Source organism: Sphingomonas natans (genome assembly GCF_030546695.1).
GTDB classification, from domain to species: domain Bacteria; phylum Pseudomonadota; class Alphaproteobacteria; order Sphingomonadales; family Sphingomonadaceae; genus Sphingomonas_I; species Sphingomonas_I natans.
The window spans coordinates 158,927-184,503 of record NZ_JAUOTP010000004.1; the positions used below are offsets into that span (position 1 = coordinate 158,927).

Below are 25,577 nucleotides of genomic sequence, written 5' to 3' on the forward strand. Positions count from 1 at the left end.
GCGAGCCCCGCCGCCCCCCGCCCCTCCCCGTTCGCTTCGAGCGAAGGTTCGAGCCTGCCGAGAACCGTAGTCGAGAAGGCACGCTCGAGGCATGTTCTCGACGGTCGCATCTCGACAAGCTCGATGCTGGTCGAACCCAACGGATGGCGCGAAACATCGGAGGGCCCGCGCTGATGGCCACGCGCTCCGATCGCAAGCAGGTCCGCCGCTCCGGTGCGGTCCTCCACGACAGCTTCCTGCGCCACCGCAACTGGCGCTGGGCGAAGATCGCCTCTCTGCTCTGCCTCGTCCTGATCCTGATCTACGCGTTCGACAATCCGATCCCGCGTCCCGAGGGCGACACGGTCTACGGCTACACGCTCGGCACGATCGGCTTCGGCCTGATCCTGTGGCTGACCGCGCTCGGCATCCGCAAGCGGCGCATGTCGCCGGGCGTCTGGTCGTTGAAGGCGTGGACGTCGGCGCATGTCTGGCTGGGCCTGTCGCTCGTCGTGATCGGCACGCTCCACACCGGCTTCCATTTCGGCTGGAACGTCCACACGCTCGCTTATGCGCTGATGATGCTCGTCATCCTGTCAGGGCTGTTCGGCGTCGCGGTCTATGCGTCGCTGCCGTCGCGCCTGTCCGAGAACCGCGGCGAGCTGACCGAGACGCAGATGCTGGAGGGGCTGCGCGCGATCGATCGCCAGCTTCATTCGGCCGCGCAGCCGCTCAACGCGCGGGCGGCGGGCGTCATCCAGGCGAGCCTCGACGAGGATGCGTTCGGCGGCGGGCTGCGCGCGCGGCTGCGCTCGGGCAAGCTCGACAATGCGACGACGCGCGCCGAGCATGATCTGCGCACGATGGCGGGCGAGATCCCCGCCGATGCGCTGGCGCGCTTGCTGTCCCTGCTCAGCCAGAAACATGGTCTCGTCGCGCAATTGCAGCGTCATTTGCGCCTGCGCGCGATCCTCGAAATCTGGCTCTACGTGCACGTACCGTCGACGATCGCGCTGATCGCGGCGCTGATCGCGCATGTCGTCTCCGTCTTCTTCTACTGGTGAGGGCGGCATGTCGTTCCTGATCCACGCCGTCTCCGTATCCGCCACCGGGCGCGAGATTAGGCGCAGCCGCCGTCTCGAAGACGCCCGCATCACCGTCGGGCGCGATCCCGCCTCGGACATCGTCCTCACCGATCTCGAGGTCACGCTCAATCACGCCGAGCTGATCCAGACCGGCCCGCACCGGCTGATCGTCCGCGCGGTCGCGGGCATCCCCTTCACGATCGACGGCCGCTCGACGCTCGAGAGCGAAGTCGATGCGCGCGCGGGCACCGAGATCCGCATCGCCGGCTTCCGCCTGGAAATCGCGTGGGACGAGGCCGAGAGCGCGATCGGCGTCACGGTCGAGCGCTACGGCCTGCCCGGCGGGGGCGACGAGGAGCGCGACGAACGCCAGCTCTTCACGCTCGTCGGCGTCGCGCCGTCGCGCCGCCTGCTCGCCTGGGCGGGCGCGCTGATCGTCCTGCTCGCCTTCGTGGCCTGGCCGATCGCGTCCTACATGGCCGCCAGCGGCAAGAAGCTGACCTCCGAACAGATGATGGCGGGCGCCGCGGGCTTCCACGGCGATCGCAGCTGGTCGGCCGGCCCGCTCTCCGCCGCGCACGCCAGCCTCCAGAACAATTGCACCGCCTGTCACACCAAGGCGTTCGTCTCGGTCCGCGACGACAGCTGCAAGACCTGCCACGCCAGCGTCCACGATCATGCCGATCCTGAGAAACTGCGCGTCGCGCTGGCGCCCGACACGATCGGCGGCAAGCTCAGCCTCGCGGTCGCGCACGCCTTCAATCGCCCCGCCGGGCGCTGCGTCGATTGCCACACGGAGCATAAGGGGCAGGCGATGCAGATCGCCGCGCCCAACCAGAAATTCTGCGCGGATTGCCACAGCGATCTGAAGGCCAAGCTGCCCGAGACGGCACTCGGCGACACGAAGGATTTCGGCACCGCGCACCCGCAATTCCGCCCCGCCATCCTGATCCAGCCCGGCGCGAATCCGGTCTTCCGCCGCACGTCGCTCGACGCGCATCCGCGCCAGGAGACGGGGCTGCTCTTCCCGCACGATCTCCACCTCTCGGCGACCAACGGCGTCGCGCGCATGGCGCAGGCGCTGGGCCAGGTGAAGCAGGGCGGGCTCGAATGCGCGGGCTGCCACACGCCCGATCCCAGCGGCGCGGGCTTCCAGCCGGTGACGATGGAGAAGGATTGCCAGTCCTGCCACAGCTTGGCCTTCGGCCGCCGCGACGGGCAGGTCCGCACGCTGCGTCACGGCGATGTCGCGCAGGCGATCGCGCAGGTCCGCGATTTCTACGGCGCGGGCGGCGGCACCTCGGTCCAGCCGCTCGAAGGCTATGCGCGCAAGCGTCCGGGCGATTTCGCGGCCGCGCAGCTCGCCTCGCTCGCCGCCCCCGGCGGCAGCACGGGCCAAGCGATCCGCGCGCTCTTCGCGCCGAATGGTACGTGCGCCGATTGCCACCGGATCACCGGCCCGTCGCGCGCCGGCGCGGTCGATTACAAGATCGCCCCCGTCACCCTGCCCGATCATTTCTACGTCAACGGCTGGTTCGATCACCGCGCGCACGCCACCGAAAGCTGCGCGAGCTGTCACAATGCGCCCAAGTCGAACGACGCGCGCGAGGTGCTGATCCCCGGCATCGCCACCTGCCGCAATTGCCATGTCGGCGAGAATGGCGGGGGCATCGCCAAGAAGGCGCAGGTCGCCTCGAACTGCGCGATGTGCCACGTCTATCACAAGGATGATCGCCGCGGCGCCACCGCCGCGCAGCGTCAGGAAAAGCGAAAGTTCGCGCAACCTTCGCCCGCCGCGTCCGTAAGGGATAGTGGGTAGGAAGGTGACGGGGGGCACATCACCGATGTTGATCGCGCAGATTTCCGATCTGCATATCGGATTCGAGCGCGCCCACCCGGACGAGCCCAATCTCCGCCGCCTCAATCGCGTGCTCGATCGCATCCTCGCGCTCGATCCGCTGCCCGATCTGCTGATCGCCTCGGGCGACCTCACCGAATATGGCGACGCGGAAAGCTACACCGTCCTCGCCAAGGCGCTCGCGCGCTGCCCGATGCCCGTCCACCTGATGGCCGGCAATCACGATCTGCGTGGCCCCCTCGCGCAGGTCTTCCCCGATGCGCCGATGCCCGATGGCTTCCTCCAGCATGTCATCGAGGGCACCGATCTTCGCCTGATCCTGCTCGATACGCTCGAGGAAGGCCGCCACGGCGGCGCCTTCTGCGAGATCCGCGCCGCCTGGCTCGCCGCGCGCCTGGCCGAGGCGCCCGACCGGCCCACGCTCGTCTTCCTCCACCACCCGCCCCAGAGCGTCGGCATCCCCTGGATGGACCCGGCCCCTACCGAACCCTGGATCGCGCGCCTGAACGCGGCGATCGCCGGCCACGCGCAGGTGATCGGGCTCGTCTCGGGCCACGTCCACCGCTCCAGCCACACGAGCTGGTCGAAGCTCCCGCTCATCATCTGCCCTTCGACAGCGCCCGAGGTCAGCCTCGTCCTCACCCCGATCGACGCCGCGCATCCCGACGATCGCCCACTGATCGAGGATGGCGATCCCGGCTTCGCGCTGCATTGCTGGCACGGCGATCGCCTGACGACCCTGTTCGGCGGCTGCCCGCCGCAGGTCCTCGCCAGCTACACCGACAAGCTCCAGCCGATGATCGCCTCGATGCTGGCCGAACGCGCAGGGTAACCCCCAAGCCGTTCGGTTCGAGCAGCTTCGCGCTTGTCGAGAAGCGTCCGTCGAGAACCTGCCCGAAGCTGGCGCGCGATTTCTCGACTTCGATCTCGACAGGCTCGATCTCCGCTCGAAACGAACGGAAAGACGTCGGTCTCGAAGGTGCGGCATCTCACGCCCCCACCGTTGAGATTCCCCGCCACATCCCCTACGTGCGCCCGCTCGAAAGGACCGAATGCATGGCGACGAACTGGACGCCCGACAGCTGGCGCAATCACGAAGCGCGGCAGCTCCCGGAATATCCCGATCAGGTGGCTCTGGAAGCCGCCGAGACGGAGCTGCGTCGCTATCCGCCGCTCGTCTTCGCCGGGGAGGCGCGCGCGCTCACCGCCGATCTGGCGCAGGTCGCCGCGGGCAAGGCCTTCCTGCTCCAGGGCGGCGATTGCGCCGAGAGCTTCGCCGAATTCCACCCGGACAATATCCGCGACACGTTCCGCGTCATCCTCCAGATGGCGGTCGTCCTGACCTATGCCTCGAAGATGCCGATCGTGAAGGTCGGCCGCATGGCGGGCCAGTTCGCCAAGCCGCGCTCGGCCAATACCGAGACGATCGACGGCGTCGAGCTGCCCTCCTATCGCGGCGACAACGTCAACGACATCGCCTTCACGCCCGAAAGCCGCATCCCCGATCCGCAGCGCATGATCCGCGCTTATTCGCAGTCGGCCGCCACGCTCAATCTGCTGCGCGCCTTCGCGCAGGGCGGCTATGCGAACCTCCAGCAGGTCCACCGCTGGACGCTCGATTTCATGGGCCGCAGCCCCTGGGCCGCGCAGTACCAGCAGCTCGCCGATCGCATCGGCGATGCCCTGGGCTTCATGGCCGCGTGCGGGATCAACCCCTCGACCGTCCCCCAGCTCGCCGGCACCAGCTTCTACACGAGCCACGAGGCGCTCCTGCTCCAGTATGAGCAGGCGCTCACCCGTCAGGACAGCCTGACCGGCGACTGGTACGACACGTCCGCGCACATGGTCTGGATCGGCGATCGCACGCGCTTCGAAGGCTCGGCGCATGTCGAATATCTGCGCGGCGTCGGCAATCCGATCGGCCTGAAATGCGGCCCCAGCCTCGATCCCGATGCGTTGCTGCGAATGCTCGACACGCTCGATCCCGCGCGCGTCCCCGGACGCATCACATTGATCACGCGCTACGGCCATGATCAGATCGAGAAGCATCTGCCCAAGCTCGTGCGCGCGGTGAAGCGCGAGGGGCGCCCGGTCGTCTGGTCGTGCGATCCGATGCACGGCAATGTCATCAAGGCCGCCAACGGCTACAAGACGAGGCCCTTCGAGCGCATCCTCGCCGAGGTGCGCGGCTTCTTCGCCGTCCACAGAGCCGAGGGCACGCACGGCGGCGGCATCCACGCCGAGATGACCGGCCAGAACGTCACCGAATGCACGGGCGGCGCGATCGCGGTGACCGAACAGGGCCTCGCCGACCGCTACCACACGCACTGCGACCCGCGCCTGAACGCGGGCCAGAGCATCGAGCTGGCGTTCCTGCTGGCCGAAATGCTCAACCAGGAAATGCGCGATCGGGAGCGGGTGGCTGCGTAAGGCTCTCCATCCGCCCCAGCGTTCCGCCCCGCCGCCCCGTCGTCCGCGCATCGGGGCCCTTTGAGCGCGCGCAACGATCTGTCGCGGCGGGGACATTTCGGAATGCGTGCCTGAAACCGTTGCGGCCTTAGCCGCCGACGAAGTCCAGATAGGCGACGACATCGTTGCTGGTCTGAAGGAACAGCCCGTCCTGCACATCCTCGGGCTCGGCCTCCGCCGCCGCCAGAGCCTCGGCCAGCGTGCCGTACAGCAGGGTCGTCGTCGCGCCGCTGTCGGGATCGAGATGATAGAGCCGGACGGCGTCCTGGTCGGAGGTGGTGCGCATCGCCGCACCTTACCTGCTCCCCTCCCCGAAAGGGAGGGGAAGACGCTTAATTGGCGTAGGCGCTGCCCGGCTTCCATGTCGGCCGCGTCGGCGCGTCCGCCACTTTGGCGGTCAGATCGTAGAAGAAGCGGTTGAACTTGCCCGCCGCCGCCCAATCGATCGGCTGGCTCAGATCATCCTGCGGCCGGTGGTAGCGCGTCTCGTACCAGCCCCGGTAGATCGCTTCCGAAGGCGATCCGGGCCGGTAGCCGAAGACGAAACCCGTCGCCGGAATATGGTGCTCGATGAACAGCCAATGGTCGGCGCGGGCGAGCAGGCCGCGCTCGGGCTCGGGATCGATCTGCACCGCGATTCTCGACTTGGCCGCCACTTCGCGGACATCGTCGCCCAATGTGCTTTCGTTGAGCGCATGGACGGTCAGCAGATCGAGCGGGAAGATTGGCCGGAGTTGGTCGAGATTGATGTCGGCGACGATGGTCGCGATCGGCACGGTCGGGTGCGCGGTGAAGTGGACCGCGCCGAGCAGCCCCTTCTCCTCGCCGGTGAAAGCCGCGAATAGCAATGACCGGCGATAGCCCTTGCCCGCGCGCCGCTCCGCCAGCCGCTCCAGCAAGGCGACATAAGCGGCATCGTCGAACGCGCCATTGTACAGCACATCGCCGTCGACGGCCTCGCCAAAGCCATAGCCGTCGAGATGCGCCGAGACGACGACGACCTCATGCTTCAGCGCCGGATCGGTCCCCGGCAGCATGGCCAACACGTTGTCGGATCGCAGCGCCCGGTGCGACAGCGCGATATGCGCGGTCAGCCGCCCGGCGTCGAAGCTCGGGAGGGGGCGCCCCGCGCTCCCCTCGGCGATGATCGCCGCCGCATCCTGCCCGCTGCCCGCGATCAGCGCCCCCAGCGCCTCGGCATTGACCGAACCGATGAGCATCGCGTCATTGGCCGGCGGCTTCTCGCCCTCCAGGGTTACCGTCCGGGCATAAGCCGCGGGCCAGCGCGGCGGCTCCACCGTGAACGACGGATCGGCGATCGTCAGCAGCCCGATCGCGCCGCCCGCCTTCGCCGCCTCGGCCCGCTCGGCGGGTGCGGGCAGGCCCTTCTTGCGCGTGCCGTAGCAGAGCACGATCTTGCCCTGCACCGCGCCCATCGCGTCGCGCCCGCAATAGCCGCGAAAGGCGATCCCCGCGTCCAGCTGCGTCGGCATTCCCGGCGAGGCGCGCAGCGTCAGATCCTGCAGGAAGCGCAGCGGCCGACCGCCGACCGCAAGGCTGGTCCCCTCCCTCTCGATCGTGACGTCGTTGAGCTTCAGCGTCTGGAAAAAGGAGCCATTGTCCCCCGCCGGCTTCAGCCCTGCTTTGGCGAAGCTCGCCGCAACGAGCTGCGCCGCGCGATCATAGCCGGGCGATCCCGTATCGCGCCCCTCCATGTCGTCCCCCGACAGCGCCTGCGTCGCCTGCCACCAGGCGGCGGTGTCGCGATCGGGCGCAGGCGCCGCGCGTGGAGGCCGATGCCCTGCGGCAGCGGCGGCAAGCAAGAACGACACCAGCATCGCGGTCCCCCCGTCGCAGCAGGTGTCGCAGCCTTGGCGCGGAACGCAAGGCTTGCCGTGCATCCGGCGCGGTGGACAGAGCCGCGCGCGCATGGTTCAAGACGGCATGACAGGCCCGCCGGTCTCGCGGACGTTCCGCTCGCAGAGGCTCGATCTTCATTATGTCGATTGGGGCGGCGCGCATCTTCCGCCGCTGATCCTGCTGCACGGCGGAAATGATCATTGCCGCAGCTGGGATCCGCTCGCGCGCGCGCTGTCCGATCGCTTCCGGGTCATCGCGCCCGATCTGCGCGGCCACGGCGACAGCGGCTGGTCGAGCGACAGCCATTATTCGATCACCGCGCACGTCTTCGATCTGCTCGCGCTCTACGAGGCGCTGGGCCTCGAATCGGCGCCGATCGTCGCCCACTCGTTCGGCGGCTTCGTCGCGCTACGCTTCGCCGGCCTGTATCCGGCGGCGGTGACACGCCTCGTCCTGCTCGACAGCGCGAGCCGCTTCGATGGTGAGGCGGAGCGGCTCGCGGTGCCCGTCGAACAGCGCATCGTCACCTTCTTCGAGAAGATCCGCCGGGCCGGCCGCGCGTCTCCCCGCCCCTATGCGAGCATCGGCGAGGCCGCCGCGCGGATGCAGGTGACCAATCCCAGCCTCTCGGACGATCTGGCGCGGCATCTGGCCGAACATGGCAGCCGCCTCGGCGAAGACGGCATGCGCCGCTGGAAGTTCGATCCCAGCGCCCGCGTCAGGACGCCGGTCGATATCTCGCCCGAGGAACGCCGCCGCCTGCGCTGGCAGGTCGCGGCACGGGTCCTGATCCTCGACGGCGCCCAAAGCTGCGGCGCGCCCGGCCGGCAGCCGCTCGATTTCCCCGACGCGAGCCGGATCGTCGTCGCGGACGCGGGTCACTGGGTCCAGCACGACCAGCCCGCCGCGGTCCTGGCGGCGGTGCGGGATTTCCTCGCCGCGGATTAGAGCGCCGGCCGCAGCTTGTGGAGCCCGAGCGCGAGCACGCCGCCGACGAGGAGCCCGACGATCCCCGCGCCGATCGCCCCGATCGCCCACGCGACGAACCCGCCGATCGCCGGCAGCGCATGAGCGGCTGTTTCGCCCGCGCCGTGAATCAGATGCGCCAGAGCGCCGAAGCCCAGCACCTCCATCCCGTGGACGAGGATCCCGCCGCCAACCCACAGCATCGCCACCGTCCCGATCGACGCCAGCGCCGACATCACGACGGGCATGCCCTTGACCAGCCCACGCCCGATCGCCCGGATCGCCGTGCCCTGCCGGCGCGACAGATGCAGGCCGATATCGTCCATCTTCACGATCAGCCCGACCACGCCATAGACGCCCGCGGTGATCCCGATCGCGACGAGGATCAGCGCCAAGGCCTGCGTCAGGATCGGCGAGGTCGCAACATCGCTCAGCGCGATCGCCATGATCTCGGCAGACAGGATCAGGTCGGTGCGGATCGCACCGGACACCTTCTGCTTTTCCAGCTCGGCCGGGGTCGCCGCGCTCTCGGCCGCGTCGTCATGCGCCTCGCCGCTTGCCGCCTCGATCAGTTTCTCGCCGCCCTCGTAGCAGAGGAAGCAGCCGCCCAGCATCAGCAGCGGCGTGATCGCCCATGGCGCGAAGGCGCTCAGCAGCAGCGCCGCGGGCAACAGGATCAGCAGCTTGTTGCGCAGCGACCCTACCGCGATCTTGGCGATGATCGGCAGCTCGCGCTCGGGCGAGAGCCCCATCACGTAGCGCGGCGTCACCGCCGTATCGTCGACGACAACGCCCACCGCCTTGCTGCCCGCCTTGCCGGCGGCGGCGGTGACGTCATCCAGGCTCGCCGCGGCGAGCTTGGTGATGCCGGCAATGTCGTCGAGCAGCGCTACGAGACCGGAGGCCATGGGGATCCTTGGTGCAGGGACAGGAAGCCGGCGATAGCCTGCGCGGGCATCCGCCGGAACAGCGAAGTCAGATCTCGACCTGGCTGCCGAGCTCGACGACGCGATTGGTGGGCAGCCGGAAGAATTCCATCGCGCTTTCGGCGTTGCGGACCATCCACGCGAACAGATGCTCGCGCCACAAGGCCATTCCGGGCCGCGCCGACGGGATCAAAGTCTGGCGGCTGAGGAAATAGCTCGTTTCCATCTGCTTGAACGGGCCGCCGCAAATCGCGCGCGTGCCGAGCGCCGCGGGAACGTTCATCTCCTCCATGAAGCCGTAGCGCAGGAAGACGCGGAAGAAGCCTTCGCTGAGTTCCTCTACGGCGATCCGGCGGTCCTCGCTCACATAGGGCGTCTGCTCGATGATGAGCGTCAGGATCAGGTTGCGCGCGTGCAGCACCTTGTTGTGCTTCACATTGTGCAGCAGCGCGGGCGGGATGCCCTCGCGCGCCGACGACAGGAAGATCGCGGTGCCCGAGACGCGCTCCAGCCGCGGCGAGGCGGAGGCGATGAACAGCTCGACGGCCATCGCATCCTCGGCAACGCGCGCGCGCACCAGGCCCCGTCCCTTCGCCCAGGTCGTCAGGATGATGAAGACGATCGCGGCGACGAGCAGGGGAAACCAGCCCCCATCGGGAATTTTGGTGACGTTCGAGGCGAAATAGAGCCCGTCGACGAGCAGGAACGCGCCCGTCGCCAGACCCGCAATCACTGGTGGCCATTTCCAGACGGTGAAGGTCAGCACGCCCAGCATGCAGGCGGTGATGAACATCGTTCCCGTCACCGCGATGCCATAAGCGGCAGCGAGGTTGGACGAGCTCCGGAAGCCGATCGTGATCATCACCACCGCCACCAGCAGCAGCCAGTTGACGAGCGGCATGTAGATCTGGCCGGCCGCGGTCGCGCTCGTGTTGATGATCTTGAGGCGCGGCAGGAAGCCGAGCTGGATCGCCTGCTGCGTGACTGAGAAGGCGCCCGAGATCACCGCCTGGCTGGCAATCACCGTCGCGATCGTCGCGAGGATCACGAGCGGCAGGCGCAGCTGATCGGGCGCCAGCAGGAAGAACGGATTGGCGATCGCCTCCGGCCGGCCGAGCAGAAGCGCGCCCTGCCCCAGATAATTGAGCATCAGGCAGGGAAAAGCGACGTAGAGCCACGAGACGCTGATCGCCTTGCGCCCGAAATGCCCCATGTCGGCATAGAGGGCCTCCGCGCCCGTAACCGACAGCACCACTGAGCCGAGCGCGAGGAAGGCGAGCTTCGGATCGAGCAGGAAGAAGCGCACCGCCCAGCGCGGATCGAGGCTCGCGACGATCTCCGGCCGCGCGGCGATGCTCATCGCGCCCAGCACCGCGATGACGAGGAAGTAGAAGACCATGATCGGGCCGAACAGCGCGCCGACCCGCGCCGTGCCGCGCGACTGGATCGCGAACAGCCCGATCAGCACGAGGATCGAGATGGGCAGAACGAGATTGGCGAGCGCGGGTTCGACGACGACGAGGCCCTCCACCGCCGACAGCACCGATATGGCGGGGGTGATGATCGCATCGCCGTAGAAGAGCGCGGTCGCGCTCACGCCGAGGATCGCGATGATCGGCGTCCACGTCCGCGCGCCCATCGATCGCGTCACCAGCGCCAGCAAGGCGAGGCTCCCGCCCTCGCCCTCATTGTCGGCGCGCAGGATGATCAGCACATATTTGATCGTGACGATCAGCATCATCGTCCAGAAGACGAGGCTCAGCACGCCGAACAGATGCGGCGCATCCACCACCAGCGGATGATGGCCGGTGAAGCTCTCCTTCAGCGCATAAAGAGGCGAGGTGCCGATATCGCCGAACACCACGCCGATCGCGCCGAGCGCGAGCGGAAGCTGCCGGCGGCCGCCGTGATCGGTATCGGGGTGAGGGCTGGCGGACTCCGCCGGGGACAAGTTCATCAGGACCGTATTCGCACCCGCACAACGCAGGCGGCGGCCCTATGCTCCTGCCCGCGCTGAAAAGCGATAGATCTCGATCCTCCCCGGCACGGGGAGGTGGCGTCGCGAAGCGACGACGGAGGGGGCCATCAAGCGGCGAGCCCCCTCCACCATGCTGCGCATGGTCCCCCTCCCCGTGTCGGGGAGGAACTTTGAATTACAAAGGCGCGCCCGGATTGACCGTGTAGCGCGAACGCGGCGAACCGCCCCAATCCGGCACGGCGGTCTTCGGTGCCCATTTGGCGGGCTCCTCCAGATAGCGTTCGATGTCGCGCGCACTCTGGCGATAGAAGCCGCTCGTCAGCGGATCGCCGTCCTTCTTGCCCTTCAACTCGCCCGCCAGCGACGCGAGCCGATCGAGCGCATAAGCGCGCGCCTCGGGCGACGTGTCCTTGGCCGCGCCGAGGATCATCATCGAATCCAGCGCCGCCGCCTGCGTGGCGCGCAGCACGGCGCGCTCCTCGGCCGTGCCCGTCGCGCTCGCGTGCCAGGTCTTGGCGAGCACCGCATCGAACACCTCGGGCAAGGTCACCGCACCGGCCTGCCGCGCCTGCAGCGCAACCAGCCGCGCCGCACGGTCCGGATTGAACAAAGGCTCCAGCACCATCCCCGCCAGGATCCGCGCCGCGCGCAGCTGATCGAACATGTCGTCCTTCGACAGATCCTCCTTGCCATTGTCCGGATCGGGGGTCAGCTGGACGAGCAGGCTTTCCGGCAAAACGAGGTTCTTCGGCTCGATGATGTCCATCAGCCCGTCGAGCGTCTCGTGCTGCAGCTTGGTCGGGATGAACTCGGTCGGCGGCAGCGTCTCGCCCTTCACGACGATGTTGGTGAAGATGCCGCCGATATATTTGACGCCGCTGTCGATCGCCCAGCGCTGGTGGAGATAGACCATCCACAGCCGCGCATCGCGCAGATTGCCGACCGGCTCGTCCGCCTTCAACATGTTCTGCCCATAGGTAGCGAGCATGATCTTGCGCGCCTCCGCGGTCTCGTGGAGATATTCGGTCGGCGTCGCGCGATCGTCATAGGCGGTCCAGCGCGGATCGTCCGATGGCGTGTAGATGAGATTGTGCGCGCGCATGTCGGCGATGATTGCGTCGAGCCCGGCCTTCTCCTGCGCCGGTGCGAACGGCGTGTAGGCGTAGCGCACCATATATTTGTCATACTCGCCGATCTGCTTCTGGAACGCTTCCGACAGATCGAGCTTGCCGTTGGTGACCTTCACGCGCGGGCTCGGATATTCCATCACCGACGCCTGATTGTTGAGGCTCGACGCGAAATTGTGGCCGAAGCCGATCGAGTGGCCGAGCTCATGCGCGGTCAGCAAGGCCTGGCGCTCGAGGATCATGTCGCGCTGGCCCTTGGGCATCGCGTTCCACACGTCTGGGCTGGAGAGGATCGACGGATCGGCGATGTCGATGCCCGTGCCGTCCGCGGGCAGCCCGCCCGAATAGGCATCGTAGAAATTGCCGATCGTGCGGATGCGGAAGCTGTCCATGTGCGTCTTGGTGCCGATGAGCTCGCCGGTGCGCGGGTCGCGATAGCTGCCGCCGGACGAAAAGCCGCGCTCGTCGCGGTCGATCCACAATACCGTCGGGTAGCGGATATCCATCGGGTCCACGTCGGCCGGCAGATCCAGCGCGACGATCGCATTCTTGAAGCCCGCCGCCTCGAACGCCTTGTTCCACCACAACAGCCCCTGCTTCATCGCGAAGCGGATCGGATCGGGGATCGCCGTGTCGAAATAGAAGGTGATCGGCTTGACCGGCTCGCTGAGCGCGGCCGACGGATCCTTCTTCTCCAGCCGATAGCGGCCGATGAAGCCGCCGCCCGGGGCATCGTCGGGCAGCTTGCTGAAGTCCTTGAAACGTCCGCCCAAGCCCACGCCGATGCGCGGATCGCCGTCGCGCGGCCGGAAATTGCCGATCGCGGGCGGGCGCAGGAAGCTGTGGTGGATCCGCATCGTCACCGTCTTGGCATCGGGCGTGACGACGCGGATCAGATTGCCCGGCGCGTCGCCCGAAAAGGTCGCGACCGTCTCGATCTCGGTATTGTCGGGGAAGGCCTTCATCCGCTTGGGATAGAAAGCGAAGCGCGCGGGATCGTAGCGGAACGCGCCCTGGTTGCTGCGCCGCATGTCCGCCTCGATATTGGCGGCGTCGCGATTGAACAGGGCCGTCGCGTCGACCATCACCTTGCCGCCCGCCTCGCTCTCGATCGGCAGCGCGGCGAGGACCGAGGTCGGGAAGCTGTCCGCGACATTCTGCTTGGCCGCGGCCGAGCCGTTGACCGAGCGGTAGGCGAGGTTCTGCTCCTCGACGAGCACCTTCTGCCCGGCGCGGACGAAGTGGATGACCATGCTTTCCTGCACGCCGCGATCGAACGGCAATTCCACCTCGCCGCCGCCCGTTGCCGCCGAGACGAAATAGAGCACGTCGCTGTCGAACGCGGGCACCTCAATCAGCACCTTGTTCTTCGCGGCATCGAAGGTGAAGGGCACATAGCCATCCGCGTGCATCGGCGCCGGGCCGGCGCGGGCGGACGTATCGTCGCCACCCTTTTTGGGCGGTGCCGCGAGCGCCATGCCGCCCAGCCCCAGCAGGGCTATCGCCGCGCAGCCCGTGCGCAACAGGTGGATGGCGCGCCGTCCGGCGGTCTCGTTTGGCATCATGGCTTTGGCTCCGAGGATATCTTGGGCGACTCTCTCCCAAGAGCCGGCCCAGTCAGCCTAGCAGACACGCGCGAGGCAGTTCCCATCATTATTGCGGCGATAGACGCGTTTGCGATCGAAATGCGGCGCTAACTTCGGCGTCTCTGACGTTTTCCCGTCGCTGTTTCAGCTCTGACACATGATCCCGCAACGGCCGCAGCTCACGGGAGCCACGCTTTCAGCCTTTCCGCGCGTCGAAGGCGCAACGCGCAGCGTCCACGATCGCCAGATTGCGCTCGGCCCAGATCCACACACCGCAAAAGGCCTCGCCGAGACTATGGCCGAGCGCGGTGAGCCGATAGTCGACGCGCGGCGGCACCACCGCATGAACGGTGCGGATGACGAGCCCGTCTCGCTCCATGGCGCGCAGCGTCTGCGTCAGCATCTTCTGGCTGACCCCGGTCACCGCGCGAGCCAATTGCGTAAAGCGCAGCTCGCCTTGCTCCTCCAGCACTTCCAGCACGAGCATCGTCCATTTGTCGGCGACGCGGCCGATCAGCTCATGGACGAGCGCCTCGACACGGGGATCCACGTCCTGCTCTGCAATGCCCGGCGCGCGCTCAGCGATCACATCCGCCACACGCTCTCCTTTTGGTACGTATAAATCTTTCTGGTGCCTTCTTTCGATCCGGCAGCACCGGCCTAGATCACCCGCATCGCCCGACTACGCAAGCAGGAGCAGCCTTCATGAAACTCACCGGCAACACGATCCTCATCACCGGCGGCGGATCGGGCATCGGCCGCGCGCTGGCGCACAGCTGGCATGATCTGGGCAATCACGTGATCGTCGCGGGCCGCCGGCAGGAGGCGCTGGACGAGACGATCGCCGGCCGCAGCGGAATGTCCGCGATGATCCTCGACGTCGAAAAGCCCGAGGCGATCGAAGCCTTCGCCGCCGAGCTCGTCGCCGCGCATCCCGCACTGAATGTGCTCATCAACAATGCCGGGATCATGGATCGCGAGGATCTCACCGCGCGGCGCGATCTCGCCAGCGCGGAAGCAACGATCGTCACCAATCTGCTCGGCCCGATCCGCCTGACCGACGCGCTCGTCGATCATCTGCGCGCGCAGTCCGACGCCGCGATCGTCAACACTTCGTCGGGCCTCGCCTTCGTACCGCTGAAGGGCGCACCGACCTATTCGGCGACGAAGGCCGCGATCCATTCCTACACGATCTCGCTGCGCGAGCAGCTCAAGGGCCTGATCGAGGTGATCGAACTCGCCCCGCCCGCCGTCCGCACCGATCTCACTCCCGGCCAGGCGACGCGCGAAGGCTATATGCCGCTCGATGCCTATATCGACGAGGTGATGGCTTTGTTCGCGGAAACGCCGACGCCTGAGGAGATCCTCGTCAAGGCGGTCCACTTCCTGCGCGATGCCGAAGCGGAAGGCCGCTTCCCCGCCGCGCTGGCCGCGGTCGGCGCGCTCTGAATCACAGAATGACCCCGGTCCGTCGAAAAGGGATGAAACGACGGACCGGGGGGACGGCGGGCGATCAGCCGCCCGTCGTGTTCAGGTTCGGATATTTGATGCCGAGCTGGTCGAGATAGGTCGGATACTTGCTCGGATCGTAATAGAATTTCTCCATCTGCGGTCGCAGCTTGTCCATCACGTCCTTGTTCAGCCAGATCGCCGGCGTGTCCTTGGCGGTGATGACGGGATCATATTTCTGATCCTTGAACTGGACCGTCTTCTGGAAGGTCTTGGCGTCGGCGATCAGCTTCGGCGTGGTCATCAGATCGAGCACCGTCATCGCCACCGCCTTGGCGCCCGCGACCGCGCCTTTGTGCGCGATCGGCGTCGCCATCGCGATCGCGCTGGTCTTGTTGTGGCCGATCATGCTCGGGATATTCGAGGGGAAGCGGATCGTGATCGTCGGCACCGTCCACATGATGTCGCCGATATCGTCCGATCCGCCGCCGGTCGGCACGCGCGCCTCATAAGGTCCGCCGAGCGGGGTCACCGTCGTGCTGAGCGGCTTGATCTGCCGCTTCTGCGCGGTCTGCACCGCCTTCGTGAACGCCTGGTCGTCGGCCGACCATTTCGGCATGCCGACCGCATTGATGTTCGCCCAGGCGGCCTCCGCCATCGGCTTGTTGCCATAATTGGGCGCCGCATAGCCCAGCACCTGGTGCGTCACGGTCGTGTCGGTCGCCTTGGCGGCGGCCTCGGCGATCTCGTTGCCCGTCTCGTAGAGCTTGCGCGTCGCGTCGAAGCCGAACTCGCGGAAATAATACCAGACCGAGGCCTTGTCGGGCACGACGTTGGGCTGGCCGCCGCCATTGGTGATCACATAATGCGAGCGCTGCGAGATCGGCAGATGCTCGCGCCGGAAATTCCAGGCGGTGTCCATGATCTCGACGCCGTCGAGCGCCGACCGGCCGTCCCAGGGATCGCCCGCGGCATGCGCGGTGCGGCCGTGAAACGTATATTCCACCGAGACGAGCGCGTTCGATCCGCCCATCCCCCAGCCGGTCGAGAAATCGCTGGAGACGTGCGTGAAGATGTTGGCGTCGACACCCTTGAACAGCCCGTCGCGCACATAATAAGCCTTGGTCGCGAGCAGCTCCTCGGCGATGCCCGGCCACAGCATCAGACGGCCCTGGATGTGGTTCTTCTCCATGACAGCCTTCACCGCGATCGCGGCGGCGATCTGGAGCGGCATGCCGCTATTATGACCTTCGCCATGGCCCGGCGCGCCCTCCACCATCGGCTTCAGCGTCGGCGTGCCCGGATATTGCGAGGTGCCGAGCAGGCAATCCTCGTCCGAGCCCAGGGCGATCAGCGGGCCGCCCGTACCCCAGGTCGCAGTCCACGCGCTCGGGATCCCAGCGACGCCCTTGGTGATCTTGAAGCCGTTCTTCTCGAGGATCGCGGTCAGATATTCCTGCGTCTTGAATTCCTGGAAGCCGGGCTCGGCGAAGCTGAACACGCTGTCGACCATCTCCTGGACGAGCTTGGCATGCGCATCGATGTTCGCGGCGGCATCGGCCTTCATCGCGGGCGGCGCGGCGGCGTGCGCGGCGCCGAGCGGCAGCGCGCCGGCGAGCATCGTGGCCGCGAACAGCGCGAGGCGGGAAGCTTTCATGGGGTCATCTCCGGATCGAAATATCGGCCCGGCGCCCGCCGGGTCGCGAGTGACGCAAAAGTGCACGGCACAAAAAGAAACCGGGCGGAGCCTATTAAGGCCCCGCCCGGCGGAGGGTCGGATCAGTAAGCGACGCGGATGCCCATGCGATAGACACGGCCCAGAACGTCGTAGAGGTTCCGGTTGGTCTGCGGATAGGCCGGCGTGTTGTTGCCGGTCGGGCCGTTGGCGACGAGCACCGGGTTCGAGTTCAGCAAGTTGTTGATCTTGCCGAAGATCTCGACCTTGGTCGGCCCGACGTTGAGCTTGTAGCTGGCCGAAACGTCGAAATACCAGGCGCCGGGGATCGTGTTGTCGTTGATCGTCGTCTGCGTGCTGTTCGAGAGCGGGCAGGCACTCGTGCACTCGACGAACTCCTGGCTATACTTGCCCGAGCTTACGCCGCGCGCCACCAGCTGCCCACTGAACGGACCCTGATCCCAGCCTGCCGACAGACGATAGGTCCAGTTCGGAACGCTGCCATTGTTGTTGCCGGCGCTGTCGGTGACCGGGTTGATGCCGTTGTTCGTCAGATAGTTGATATAGTGGGTCGCCAGCGCGCGCAGGGTAAGCGCGCCCTCATCGATACGCGTGCGGTAGCTCGCCTCGATATCGATGCCCTCGGTCTTCACCGATGCGAAGTTCTGGTAATAAAGGTTGATGCCGGTGATGGCCGAGGCGATATTCGCCGGGCCGGCCGCAAGACCGTTCGCCGTCTGGATCTGGCTGCAATATTGCGGCTGGTTGTCACGATAGCACAGGTTGACGATGTTCTGCGCGCTGATCGCGTCGATCGCCCCCTTCAGGTTGATCTTGTAATAATCGACCGAGGCCGCGAAGCCGCGCAGGAAGCGTGGCGTGATCACCGCGCCGCCACCGTAGGTCTTGGCCACTTCCGGCGTCAGCGGCGTCGCCGCGTTGCCGATGACCGAACCGTAGGTGTTCTCGAAGAAATTGTCCGAGCGGGTCGTGCCGTTGGCGAGCGGAACGCTGATCGCATTCGAGCGGCCGACGATCGAGAACAGCTCCTGAAGGCTTGGCGCCCGGATGTCGCGGGAAACCGTGCCGCGCAGCTTGAGGTCCTCGATGATCTGATAGGTGCCGCCCACCTTCCAGGTGTTGACCGTGCCCGAGGTCGAATAATTGGTGTGGCGGAACGCACCGTTCAGGTCAGCGCCCTTGAACAGCGGGATCACCGTCTCGGCGAAGACTTCCTTCACGTTATACGAACCGAAGGTGGGGAAGTAGTTGCCGTAGATCCACTTGGCGACGCCCTTGTCGGGGCCGGTCTGATCGACCGAGAATTGCGGATCCACCGAACCCGAGATCGATTCCTTGCGATATTCGCCGCCGAGGGTCAGCGAGACCGGGCCTGCCCACAGGTCGAACAGTTCCGGTGCCGAGATGTTGGCGCCGGCGAAGGTCTGCTTCAGCGTCTGCTCGCGCAAAGGCTGGTTGCCGCCGTTGAAGATATAGTTGAGCGCGGCCGGCGAGACATTGTTGCCGAAGCGGTTGATCGGCACGCAGCTGTCGCCCGGATGGGTCAGCGTGTAGCGGCAGGCGATGCTGCCGAGCGCCAGGCCCGACGTGCCGACATTGGCGGCGGTGACGGTCACGGCATCTGTCGCGCGCGACAGATACTGCGTCTGATAGGTGTTGATCAGCTGCTCGTCGGTCTTGGCGATGCCCTTCTGGCCGAACACTTCATATTTGAAGGCACGGTTGGCCACCTCGAACTGACCGCTGCCGCCCAGCACGTAGCGATAGACTTCGCGGGTATTGGCGCTGCCCTGAGCGGGAATGCCGTCATTGCCGAAGCCGACCGAGACCGAGGTCAGATTGGCGGCCGCCATCGCGGTCTTCACCGACTGCGGCAGGAAGGCATTGTCGTTCTGGATCGTGACGCCCGTCGAATAGGTCGCCTGATAATAGCTGACGCCGTGATATTTGGCGTACGAAGCCTGACCGTAGATTTCGAGCGCGTCGGAGAACTTCCAGCTTACGCGGCCGAAGGCGGTCTTGCGCTCTTCGTCGGGGATCAGCGTCGAGCTGTCATTGTGATAGGCGCGCGTCGTCAGCCAATCGTTGCCGACCAGCCACTGACCGGAAATCGCGGTGGTCGGGAAGTTCAGGCGGCTGGTGCCGGCGGCCAGGCCGTTGGCGACGATCTGCCCGTTGGCACCATCGGTGAAGTATACGCCGCGCAGCGCGCCCGACGTGATCAGGCCGCCCGGGGTCGAGCCGGACAGGCCGACGCTGGAGGCGACGATCTGTTCTGGCAGGCCATTGTCGGAAACGCGCACGCCGTTGACGGTGGTGGCGACATAGGCCGGATTGACGATCCGGAAGTAGCCGTAATTGTTCCAGGGACGGTCGATCGTGTGCTGACCGGCCTGGGTGAAGAACTCGCCCGATGCCAGGATATGGCCTTGTCCGTCGGGGCCGAAATCGGTGCCCGCGGTGATCGAGGCCTTGTGGTTCTGGCCATCGCCATAATCGGTGATGCCGAACTCGTAATCGGCCTTCACACCCTTGTAGGAGCGATCAAGGATGAAGTTGACGACGCCCGAGACGGCGTCCGAACCGTAGGCCGACGAAGCACCGCCGGTCACGACTTCCACGCGCTGGATCAGCGACTGGGGGAAGGTGTTGACGTCGACGACGCCGTTGCCCGCGGACGCCACCGAGCGGATGCCGTCGAACAGGACGAGCGTGCGGTTCGAGCCGAGGTTGCGCAGATTGACGGTCGCGATGCCGGCCTGGCCATTCGAGAGCGCGCCGTTCGAGTTGGCGGCGGTCGCCGAGCCGCGCACGGCGGGGAGCGTGTTGACGAAATCAGTGATGTTCGCGGGCACTTCGGCCGCGATTTCCTTGCTGCTGATCACGCTGACGGGGGTCGGTGCACTATAACCGTCGCGAACGATGCGCGTGCCGGTGACGGTGATCTCGCCTTCGTTGGCGGGCGTCGGCGCTTCGGATGCGAGCGAGGTGCGCTCGGTCGTCTCGCCGGGCTTCGTGCCGGCCGAGTTGATGAGCTCGCCGTCGGCCGGGGTCGATTTGCTTGGCGATGTCACGACCGGGTCGCTGTTCGTCGCCTGGGCCTGCGCTGCTTCCACGCCGAGGCAAAGCGCCATCACGCCGACAGTCGCAAGGATAGCCCGCTTCGTTACGGACAAGGTCTTCTGGTCGCTACACGCGACTTCGCTCAGCAGAATCGTCATCGATCGCCCCCTTCAATAAATGTTAGCCGGGGCACCGCTCTCCATATTTTCTTTTTTCGTCGTCCGCCGAGACTTTTGCCCTGACGCCCTGATCATCTTTTTTCTATTTACTATCGTTTCGGCTCGTTTCCGGAGCGACGGTCTTTGCCGTCGCTCCGATGTCCGATTCTCCTGCGATACACAGAGATGTAACAGAAGGACCGTATTCGATCCAATCAATCTTCACGCATTTTTCGATCGAACGTTTGGAAATCCGTTAAACGGAGCCCCGTGGCCCTGCGCTTTCAAACGCAACGAGCGTGTCGGACGAATGAATTCACCGTCCGGATTTTGCTTCGATCAGCGGTTTTCCACCGGTCCGCCGAACACGATCGGCGCCACCGTGCGGCGCATCACTTCGCGCATCACGAAGCTGGAGCGGATCTTGGCGACGTGCGGCAGCGTCGATAATTCGCTGCGATAGACGCGGTCATAATCCTCCAGGCTGCGCACATGCACCAGCATCAGGAAGTCGGTGTCGCCCGAGACGAAGCTGCAATAAGACATGGACGGGCATTTGACGACGGCCGTCTCGAACTCGACGAGCGCCTGCTCGGCCTGGCTCGAAAGCTCGATCGCGACCATCACGACGATCCCAAAACCGAGCCTCGGCAAATCGATCTTGGCGGTATATCCTGCGATCGCGCCGCGCTCCTCCAGGATCTTGCGGCGCCGGGCCGCGGCCGTGCTGGAGAGGTGCACGCGCTCACCGAGGTTGACGTCGGATGCGCGTCCATCGGCACTGAGCTCCCGCAGGATACGGAAGTCAGTGGCATCGATCGAATAGCTACCAGATTCGTCCATGAGTTCGCTCATCCCAATTGGAATTCCTGCATTGTTAGCCCTATTCCTGTCGAAAATTGAAGGGATGCACAAGACTGAAACATGCTAGCCTCGCCGGAGCGTTGGCACGATCCGACAGAATCAGGGGGCAATATGGTTTTTCGTGGACGCGCTATCCGTGCGTTGCCCGCCTCCGCGTGGCCGGAACTCGGCGCGCTCCGATGATCTCGCACCGCCCAACGCGTAGCCGCACTGCAATGATTCCAGCACCATCATGGCAGTGACCCGCCGTTTCGCTCTCCTGCGGCGCATCCGCCTCGCCGCCCGGCCCGCGCTTGGGCTAGGTCTGCTCGCGCTGGTCGGTGCCTGCGGCAAGGGCGCCAGCGCGCCGAAGAAACAGGCCCCGCTCGTCACCGCCACCACGCCCAGCGCGCACACGTTCATAGATCGCGTCGAGGCGGTCGGCACCGCGCGCGCCAACGAGCAGGTCACGCTCGCCGCGCCCGTTACCGAGCGTATCGATCGCCTGTTCTTCAACGATGGCGGCTATGTCCGGAAGGGCCAGATCATCGCGATCCTGGCGCAGGGGCAGGAACAGGCTTCGCTCCATGCCGCGCAGGCGGACGAGGCGCAGGCGCTGTCGCAACTCCACCGCATCCAGGCGCTGAGCACGCAAGGCTTCGCGACGGGCACGACGCTCGATCAGCAGGTCGCCGCCGCGCGCCGCGCGCGCTCCGATGCGGACAATGCCCGCGCCCAGATCGCCGATCGCGTGCTGCGAGCGCCCTTTTCGGGCTATGTCTCGCTGCGCACGATCTCGGAGGGGGCGGTCATCGCCGTCGGCACGCCGGTGGCGACCATCTCCGATATCTCGCGCATCAAGCTCGATTTCACCTTGCCCGAGACGGCGCTGTCCTCGGTGCACGCGGGTCAGCCGTTGCTGGCCATGGCGGCCGCCTATCCCGATCAGCAGGTGCGCGGCACGATCGAGACGATCGATCCCGTCATCGATCCCTCGACGCGCGCCGCCACCGTCCGCGCGATCCTCCCCAATCCGGGCAACCGGCTGAAGCCCGGCATGCTGCTCACCGTCGGCATCCAGGCGGCGACGCGGCAGGCGCTCGCCGTGCCCGAACTGGCGATCGTCGGCGATGGCTCGGATCGCTTCGTCTATGTCGTCGGCGCGGACATGAAGGCCAAGCGCACGAACGTCACGACCGGGCTGCACGATGGCGGCCTCGTCGAGATCAGGGGCCTGCCCGCCAATTCGCGGATCATCACCGAAGGCGTCGTCAAGGTCGCCGACGGGCAGACCGTCCGCATCTCCGGTGCCGCCGACAAGTCGAACGCCGGGGGCGGCTGAGCCATGTTCCTGTCCGATCTGTCCGTGCGCAGGCCCGTGGTCGCCGCGGTCGGCGCGATCATGCTCACGATCATCGGCATCGTCGGCTATCTGAACCTCTCGGTCCGCGAATATCCGGAGACCGATCCGCCCGTCATCTCGGTCCAGACCAACTATACCGGCGCCGCCGGCGCGATCATGGAAAGCCGCGTCACGCAGCCGCTCGAGGAAGCGCTTGCCGGCATCGAGGGGATCGAGACGATCACCTCCACCTCGTCCGACGGCCTCTCCAACATCTCAATCGAGTTCCGCGCAGATCGCGACGTCGATTCCGCCGCCAACGACGTGCGCGATCGTGTCTCCGGCGCGCTCGACGATCTGCCCGAGGACATCCTCCCGCCGATCATCAAGAAGGTCGACGCGGATGCGCAGGCTATCGTCTATCTCACCGTCCAGGCGCCCGGCTGGGACAAGATGAAGCTGTCCGATTATGTCGAGCGCTACATCAAGGACCGCTTCTCGACGATCGACGGCGTCGCCGAGATCCAGCTGCGCGGACTCGCCCGCCCCTCGATGCGCGTCTGGCTCGATGCGGATCGCCTCGCCGCCTTCCGCCTGACCCCCAAGGATGTCGAGACCGCGCTCAAGTCGCAGAATGTCGAGCTGCCCGCCGGCCGCATCGAATCCGCGTCCCAGAATCTTACGCTGCGCGTCAATCGCGGCTTCCGCACGCCCGCCGATTTCCGCACTCTGGTGATCGGCCGCGGCGGCGACGGCTATCTCGTGCGGCTCGGCGATGTCGCGCGCGTCGAGCAGGGCGCCGAAAACCCCTATTCCAGCTGGCGCTACAATCAGCAGACCGGCATCGGCATGGGCATCATCAAGCAATCGGGCGCGAACACGCTCTCGGTCGCGCAGGCCTCCAAGAAGTTGGCCGGCGAGATCCAGAAGGAATTGCCGCCGGGCGTGAAGATCCTCGTCGGCTCCGATACGTCGGTGTTCATCGAGGAGGCGATCAAGGGCGTCTATCACACGCTCGCCGAAGCCGCCGTGCTCGTCGTCGCGGTCATCTTCCTGTTCCTCGGTTCGTGGCGCGCGACGCTGATCCCCGCGGTCACCGTGCCGATCTGCCTGCTCGCGACCTTCGCGGTGCTGTGGGCCTGCGGCTTCTCGATCAACCTGATGACCCTGCTCGCGCTCGTCCTCGCGATCGGCCTCGTCGTCGACGACGCGATCGTCGTGCTCGAGAATATCCACCACCGCATCGTCGGCGGGGAATCGCCGCTCGTCGCCTCGTTCCGCGGCACGCGCCAGGTCGGCTTCGCAGTGATCTCCACCACGCTCGTCGTGTGCGCGGTGTTCGTGCCGGTCATGTTCATCGCCGGGCAGACGGGTCTGCTGTTCCGCGAGCTCGCCGTGGCGATGATCGCCTCGGTCGCGATTTCGGGCGTGCTCGCGCTCAGCCTTGCGCCGATGCTCTGTTCCAAGCTTCTCCGCAACGACGAACCGAGCCGGCTGACCGCGTTCATCGATCGCACCTTCGATCGCCTCGAGCGCAGCTACGAGCGCACGCTGGAGCGCGTCCTCGCCCGCCCGGCGCCGGTGCTGATCGCGGTCTGCGTCTTCCTCGTCGGCGCCGGCTGGCTGTTCATAACGGTCGATACCGAGCTGGTCCCGCCCGAGGATACGGGCGTCATCGAGGTGCGCCTCAATGCGCCCGAAGGCACCGGCTTCGATCAGCTGGATCGCTTCACCAAGCAGGCCGAGGCCAAGCTGATGCCGCTCGTCGGCGAGGGCCCGGTCCGCGCGATGAGCAGCCGCCTGCCTTATTCGACCAGCGCGAGCGAGGATTTCAACGCGGGCAGCATGACCGTCTTCCTGCGCCCTTGGGACGAGCGCACCAAGAGCTCGCTCGACGTCACCAAGATGGTCAACGCCAAGCTCGGCGAGCTGACCTCGGTCCGCGGCAACGCCACCGTCCGCTCGTCGCTCGGCCGCGGGCGCGGCCAGCCGCTCAATTTCGTGATCGCGGGCGCGACCTATCCCGATCTCGCCCGCGCGCGCGATCGAATCCTCGCCGCGGTCCGCGACAATCCGGGCCTCGTCAACGTCGATGCGGATTATGTTGAATCCAAGCCGCAATTGCTGATCGACGTCGATACCAAGCGCGCCGGCGATCTCGGCGTGTCGGTCGACGATGTCAGCCAGGCGCTGCAGACCTTGATGGGCTCGCGCCGCGTCTCGACCTACGCCGACAATGGCAAGGAATATCGCGTGATGGTCCAGGCCGAGGCCAAGGGCCGCGACGATCAGACGCGCCTCGCCGGCGTCTATGTCCGCTCGCGCGCCGGCGGGCTGATACCGCTTTCGAACCTGGTGAAGATGCGCGACAGCTCCACCGCGCGCGAACTCGGTCGCTTCAACAAGATCCGCGCGATCACCTTCCAGGGCGGTCTCGCCCCCGGCTACTCGCTCGGCAAGGCGCTCAAATTCTTCGAGGACGAGGCCGCCAAGAGCCCCGAAGTGCTCGCCGTCGGCTATCGGGGCGAGAGCCAGTCGCTCAAGCAGACGGGCAGCTCGATCTGGATCGTGTTCGGGATCACGATCGTGATCATCTATCTGCTGCTCGCCGCGCAGTTCGAGAGCTTCGTCCACCCCGCCGTGATCATTACGACCGTGCCGCTCGCCGTCGCCGGCGGCATCGTCGGCTTGGCGCTCACGCACACGACGATCAACCTGTTCAGCCAGATCGGCATCGTCATGCTCGTCGGCCTTGCCGCCAAGAACGGCATCCTGATCGTCGAATTCGCCAATCAGCTGCGCGACGAGGGCATGGCGCTCCACCGCGCGGTCGTCCACGCCGCGGTCCGCCGCCTGCGCCCGATCCTGATGACCTCGATCGCCACCGTGCTCGGCGCGGTGCCGCTGGCGATGAGCCACGGCGCGGGCGCGGGCGCGCGCTCGGCGATCGGCGTCGTCATCGTGTTCGGCGTCTCGATCGCGACCGTGATCACACTGTTCATGATCCCCCTGCTCTACAGCCTGCTCGCGCGGCGCACGGGATCGCCGCTGGCGGTCACGCGCAAGCTGGAAGCCGCGCTCGCCGACCGGCCCGATCACGGCACGCACCACCCGGCCCCCGCCGAATAGGGAAGGTCTCTCTCGACTGACTTGCCGAAACACCTGTTTTTCGGCAAAAATGGCGAAGGGGTG

General features: G+C 66.4%; 17 protein-coding genes. 8 read left to right on the forward strand and 9 right to left on the reverse strand.

From position 1 onward, the window contains the following. Positions 1–173 precede the first annotated feature (173 nt). The 4 genes from Q4F19_RS10370 to Q4F19_RS10385 all read left to right on the forward strand — a co-directional run bounded on the left by Q4F19_RS10370 (position 174) and on the right by Q4F19_RS10385 (position 5,352). Positions 174–1,043: a hypothetical protein gene (locus tag Q4F19_RS10370; protein ID WP_303542259.1), complete on the forward strand. Its 870-nt coding sequence runs from the start codon at positions 174–176 to the stop codon at positions 1,041–1,043. Positions 1,044–1,050: 7 nt separating this feature from the next. Then, on the forward strand, positions 1,051–2,883 hold the full coding sequence (locus Q4F19_RS10375; protein ID WP_303542260.1) for a cytochrome c3 family protein: 1,833 nt from the start codon (positions 1,051–1,053) through the stop codon (positions 2,881–2,883). A gap of 25 nt (positions 2,884–2,908) precedes the next feature. Beyond that, positions 2,909–3,754, forward strand: a complete 846-nt coding sequence (locus Q4F19_RS10380) for a metallophosphoesterase (protein WP_303542262.1) — start codon at positions 2,909–2,911, stop codon at positions 3,752–3,754. Between the two features lie 224 nt (positions 3,755–3,978). Next, a complete protein-coding gene (locus Q4F19_RS10385; RefSeq protein ID WP_303542264.1) occupies positions 3,979–5,352 on the forward strand; it encodes a class II 3-deoxy-7-phosphoheptulonate synthase in 1,374 nt (457 codons plus the stop codon). Between the two features lie 127 nt (positions 5,353–5,479). On the opposite strand, the gene Q4F19_RS10390 is transcribed toward Q4F19_RS10385, so the two are convergent. Both Q4F19_RS10390 and Q4F19_RS10395 read right to left on the reverse strand, forming a co-directional pair. Beyond that, complete coding sequence (locus Q4F19_RS10390; RefSeq protein WP_303542266.1) at positions 5,480–5,677, reverse strand: hypothetical protein; 198 nt, start codon at positions 5,675–5,677, stop codon at positions 5,480–5,482. Positions 5,678–5,723: 46 nt separating this feature from the next. Further along, positions 5,724–7,229: a M28 family peptidase gene (locus Q4F19_RS10395; protein WP_303542267.1), complete on the reverse strand. Its 1,506-nt coding sequence runs from the start codon at positions 7,227–7,229 to the stop codon at positions 5,724–5,726. A 91-nt stretch (positions 7,230–7,320) separates the two neighbouring features. Between Q4F19_RS10395 and Q4F19_RS10400 the strand changes: the two genes are divergently transcribed. Further along, positions 7,321–8,199 (forward strand): alpha/beta fold hydrolase, encoded by an 879-nt coding sequence (locus tag Q4F19_RS10400; RefSeq protein WP_303542269.1) that lies wholly within the window; start codon positions 7,321–7,323, stop codon positions 8,197–8,199. On the opposite strand, the gene Q4F19_RS10405 is transcribed toward Q4F19_RS10400, so the two are convergent. From Q4F19_RS10405 to Q4F19_RS10420, 4 genes are all read right to left on the reverse strand, one after another. Beyond that, positions 8,196–9,125 carry a DUF808 domain-containing protein gene (locus Q4F19_RS10405; protein ID WP_303542271.1) on the reverse strand — a complete coding sequence of 310 codons (930 nt, stop codon included), beginning with the start codon at positions 9,123–9,125 and terminating at the stop codon, positions 8,196–8,198. The genes Q4F19_RS10400 and Q4F19_RS10405 overlap by 4 nt on opposite strands. 67 nt (positions 9,126–9,192) lie before the next feature. Continuing rightward, complete coding sequence (locus Q4F19_RS10410) at positions 9,193–11,100, reverse strand: potassium transporter Kup (protein WP_303542273.1); 1,908 nt, start codon at positions 11,098–11,100, stop codon at positions 9,193–9,195. Between the two features lie 196 nt (positions 11,101–11,296). Further along, a complete protein-coding gene (locus tag Q4F19_RS10415; RefSeq protein WP_303542275.1) occupies positions 11,297–13,813 on the reverse strand; it encodes a zinc-dependent metalloprotease in 2,517 nt (838 codons plus the stop codon). A gap of 217 nt (positions 13,814–14,030) precedes the next feature. Then, the gene (locus tag Q4F19_RS10420) at positions 14,031–14,423 is read right to left on the reverse strand and encodes a winged helix-turn-helix transcriptional regulator (RefSeq protein ID WP_431312398.1); all 393 of its coding nucleotides are present in this window, start codon (positions 14,421–14,423) and stop codon (positions 14,031–14,033) included. A gap of 116 nt (positions 14,424–14,539) precedes the next feature. On the opposite strand from Q4F19_RS10420, the gene Q4F19_RS10425 reads away from it, so the two are divergent. Continuing rightward, a complete protein-coding gene (locus tag Q4F19_RS10425) occupies positions 14,540–15,283 on the forward strand; it encodes an SDR family oxidoreductase (protein ID WP_303542280.1) in 744 nt (247 codons plus the stop codon). Positions 15,284–15,347: 64 nt separating this feature from the next. On the opposite strand, the gene Q4F19_RS10430 is transcribed toward Q4F19_RS10425, so the two are convergent. The 3 genes from Q4F19_RS10430 to Q4F19_RS10440 form a co-directional block, all read right to left on the reverse strand. Continuing rightward, complete coding sequence (locus tag Q4F19_RS10430) at positions 15,348–16,940, reverse strand: amidohydrolase (RefSeq protein ID WP_431312392.1); 1,593 nt, start codon at positions 16,938–16,940, stop codon at positions 15,348–15,350. 122 nt (positions 16,941–17,062) lie between these two features. Next, the gene (locus Q4F19_RS10435) at positions 17,063–20,200 is read right to left on the reverse strand and encodes a TonB-dependent receptor plug domain-containing protein (RefSeq protein ID WP_303542282.1); all 3,138 of its coding nucleotides are present in this window, start codon (positions 20,198–20,200) and stop codon (positions 17,063–17,065) included. A 339-nt stretch (positions 20,201–20,539) separates the two neighbouring features. Then, positions 20,540–21,055, reverse strand: a complete 516-nt coding sequence (locus tag Q4F19_RS10440) for an Lrp/AsnC family transcriptional regulator (protein ID WP_303542285.1) — start codon at positions 21,053–21,055, stop codon at positions 20,540–20,542. Between the two features lie 241 nt (positions 21,056–21,296). Between Q4F19_RS10440 and Q4F19_RS10445 the strand changes: the two genes are divergently transcribed. Together Q4F19_RS10445 and Q4F19_RS10450 are read left to right on the forward strand one after the other, a co-directional pair. Continuing rightward, the gene (locus Q4F19_RS10445; RefSeq protein WP_303542287.1) at positions 21,297–22,385 is read left to right on the forward strand and encodes an efflux RND transporter periplasmic adaptor subunit; all 1,089 of its coding nucleotides are present in this window, start codon (positions 21,297–21,299) and stop codon (positions 22,383–22,385) included. 3 nt (positions 22,386–22,388) lie between these two features. Continuing rightward, a complete protein-coding gene (locus tag Q4F19_RS10450) occupies positions 22,389–25,514 on the forward strand; it encodes an efflux RND transporter permease subunit (RefSeq protein ID WP_303542289.1) in 3,126 nt (1,041 codons plus the stop codon). The last annotated feature ends 63 nt before the right edge of the window (positions 25,515–25,577 follow it).

What these genes read in the sequence shown, in the direction of transcription:
- Q4F19_RS10415 (WP_303542275.1), bottom strand. Translation starts at nt 13,813, where the DNA reads ATGATGCCAAACGAGACCGCCGGACGGCGCGCCATCCACCTGTTGCGC.
- Q4F19_RS10370 (WP_303542259.1), top strand. Translation starts at nt 174, where the DNA reads ATGGCCACGCGCTCCGATCGCAAGCAGGTCCGCCGCTCCGGTGCGGTC.
- Q4F19_RS10410 (WP_303542273.1), bottom strand. Translation starts at nt 11,100, where the DNA reads ATGAACTTGTCCCCGGCGGAGTCCGCCAGCCCTCACCCCGATACCGAT.
- Q4F19_RS10390 (WP_303542266.1), bottom strand. Translation starts at nt 5,677, where the DNA reads ATGCGCACCACCTCCGACCAGGACGCCGTCCGGCTCTATCATCTCGAT.
- Q4F19_RS10380 (WP_303542262.1), top strand. Translation starts at nt 2,909, where the DNA reads ATGTTGATCGCGCAGATTTCCGATCTGCATATCGGATTCGAGCGCGCC.
- Q4F19_RS10385 (WP_303542264.1), top strand. Translation starts at nt 3,979, where the DNA reads ATGGCGACGAACTGGACGCCCGACAGCTGGCGCAATCACGAAGCGCGG.
- Q4F19_RS10425 (WP_303542280.1), top strand. Translation starts at nt 14,540, where the DNA reads ATGAAACTCACCGGCAACACGATCCTCATCACCGGCGGCGGATCGGGC.
- Q4F19_RS10430 (WP_431312392.1), bottom strand. Translation starts at nt 16,940, where the DNA reads ATGAAAGCTTCCCGCCTCGCGCTGTTCGCGGCCACGATGCTCGCCGGC.
- Q4F19_RS10450 (WP_303542289.1), top strand. Translation starts at nt 22,389, where the DNA reads ATGTTCCTGTCCGATCTGTCCGTGCGCAGGCCCGTGGTCGCCGCGGTC.
- Q4F19_RS10395 (WP_303542267.1), bottom strand. Translation starts at nt 7,229, where the DNA reads ATGCTGGTGTCGTTCTTGCTTGCCGCCGCTGCCGCAGGGCATCGGCCT.
- Q4F19_RS10405 (WP_303542271.1), bottom strand. Translation starts at nt 9,125, where the DNA reads ATGGCCTCCGGTCTCGTAGCGCTGCTCGACGACATTGCCGGCATCACC.
- Q4F19_RS10400 (WP_303542269.1), top strand. Translation starts at nt 7,321, where the DNA reads ATGGTTCAAGACGGCATGACAGGCCCGCCGGTCTCGCGGACGTTCCGC.
- Q4F19_RS10445 (WP_303542287.1), top strand. Translation starts at nt 21,297, where the DNA reads ATGGCAGTGACCCGCCGTTTCGCTCTCCTGCGGCGCATCCGCCTCGCC.
- Q4F19_RS10375 (WP_303542260.1), top strand. Translation starts at nt 1,051, where the DNA reads ATGTCGTTCCTGATCCACGCCGTCTCCGTATCCGCCACCGGGCGCGAG.
- Q4F19_RS10435 (WP_303542282.1), bottom strand. Translation starts at nt 20,200, where the DNA reads ATGACGATTCTGCTGAGCGAAGTCGCGTGTAGCGACCAGAAGACCTTG.
- Q4F19_RS10440 (WP_303542285.1), bottom strand. Translation starts at nt 21,055, where the DNA reads ATGAGCGAACTCATGGACGAATCTGGTAGCTATTCGATCGATGCCACT.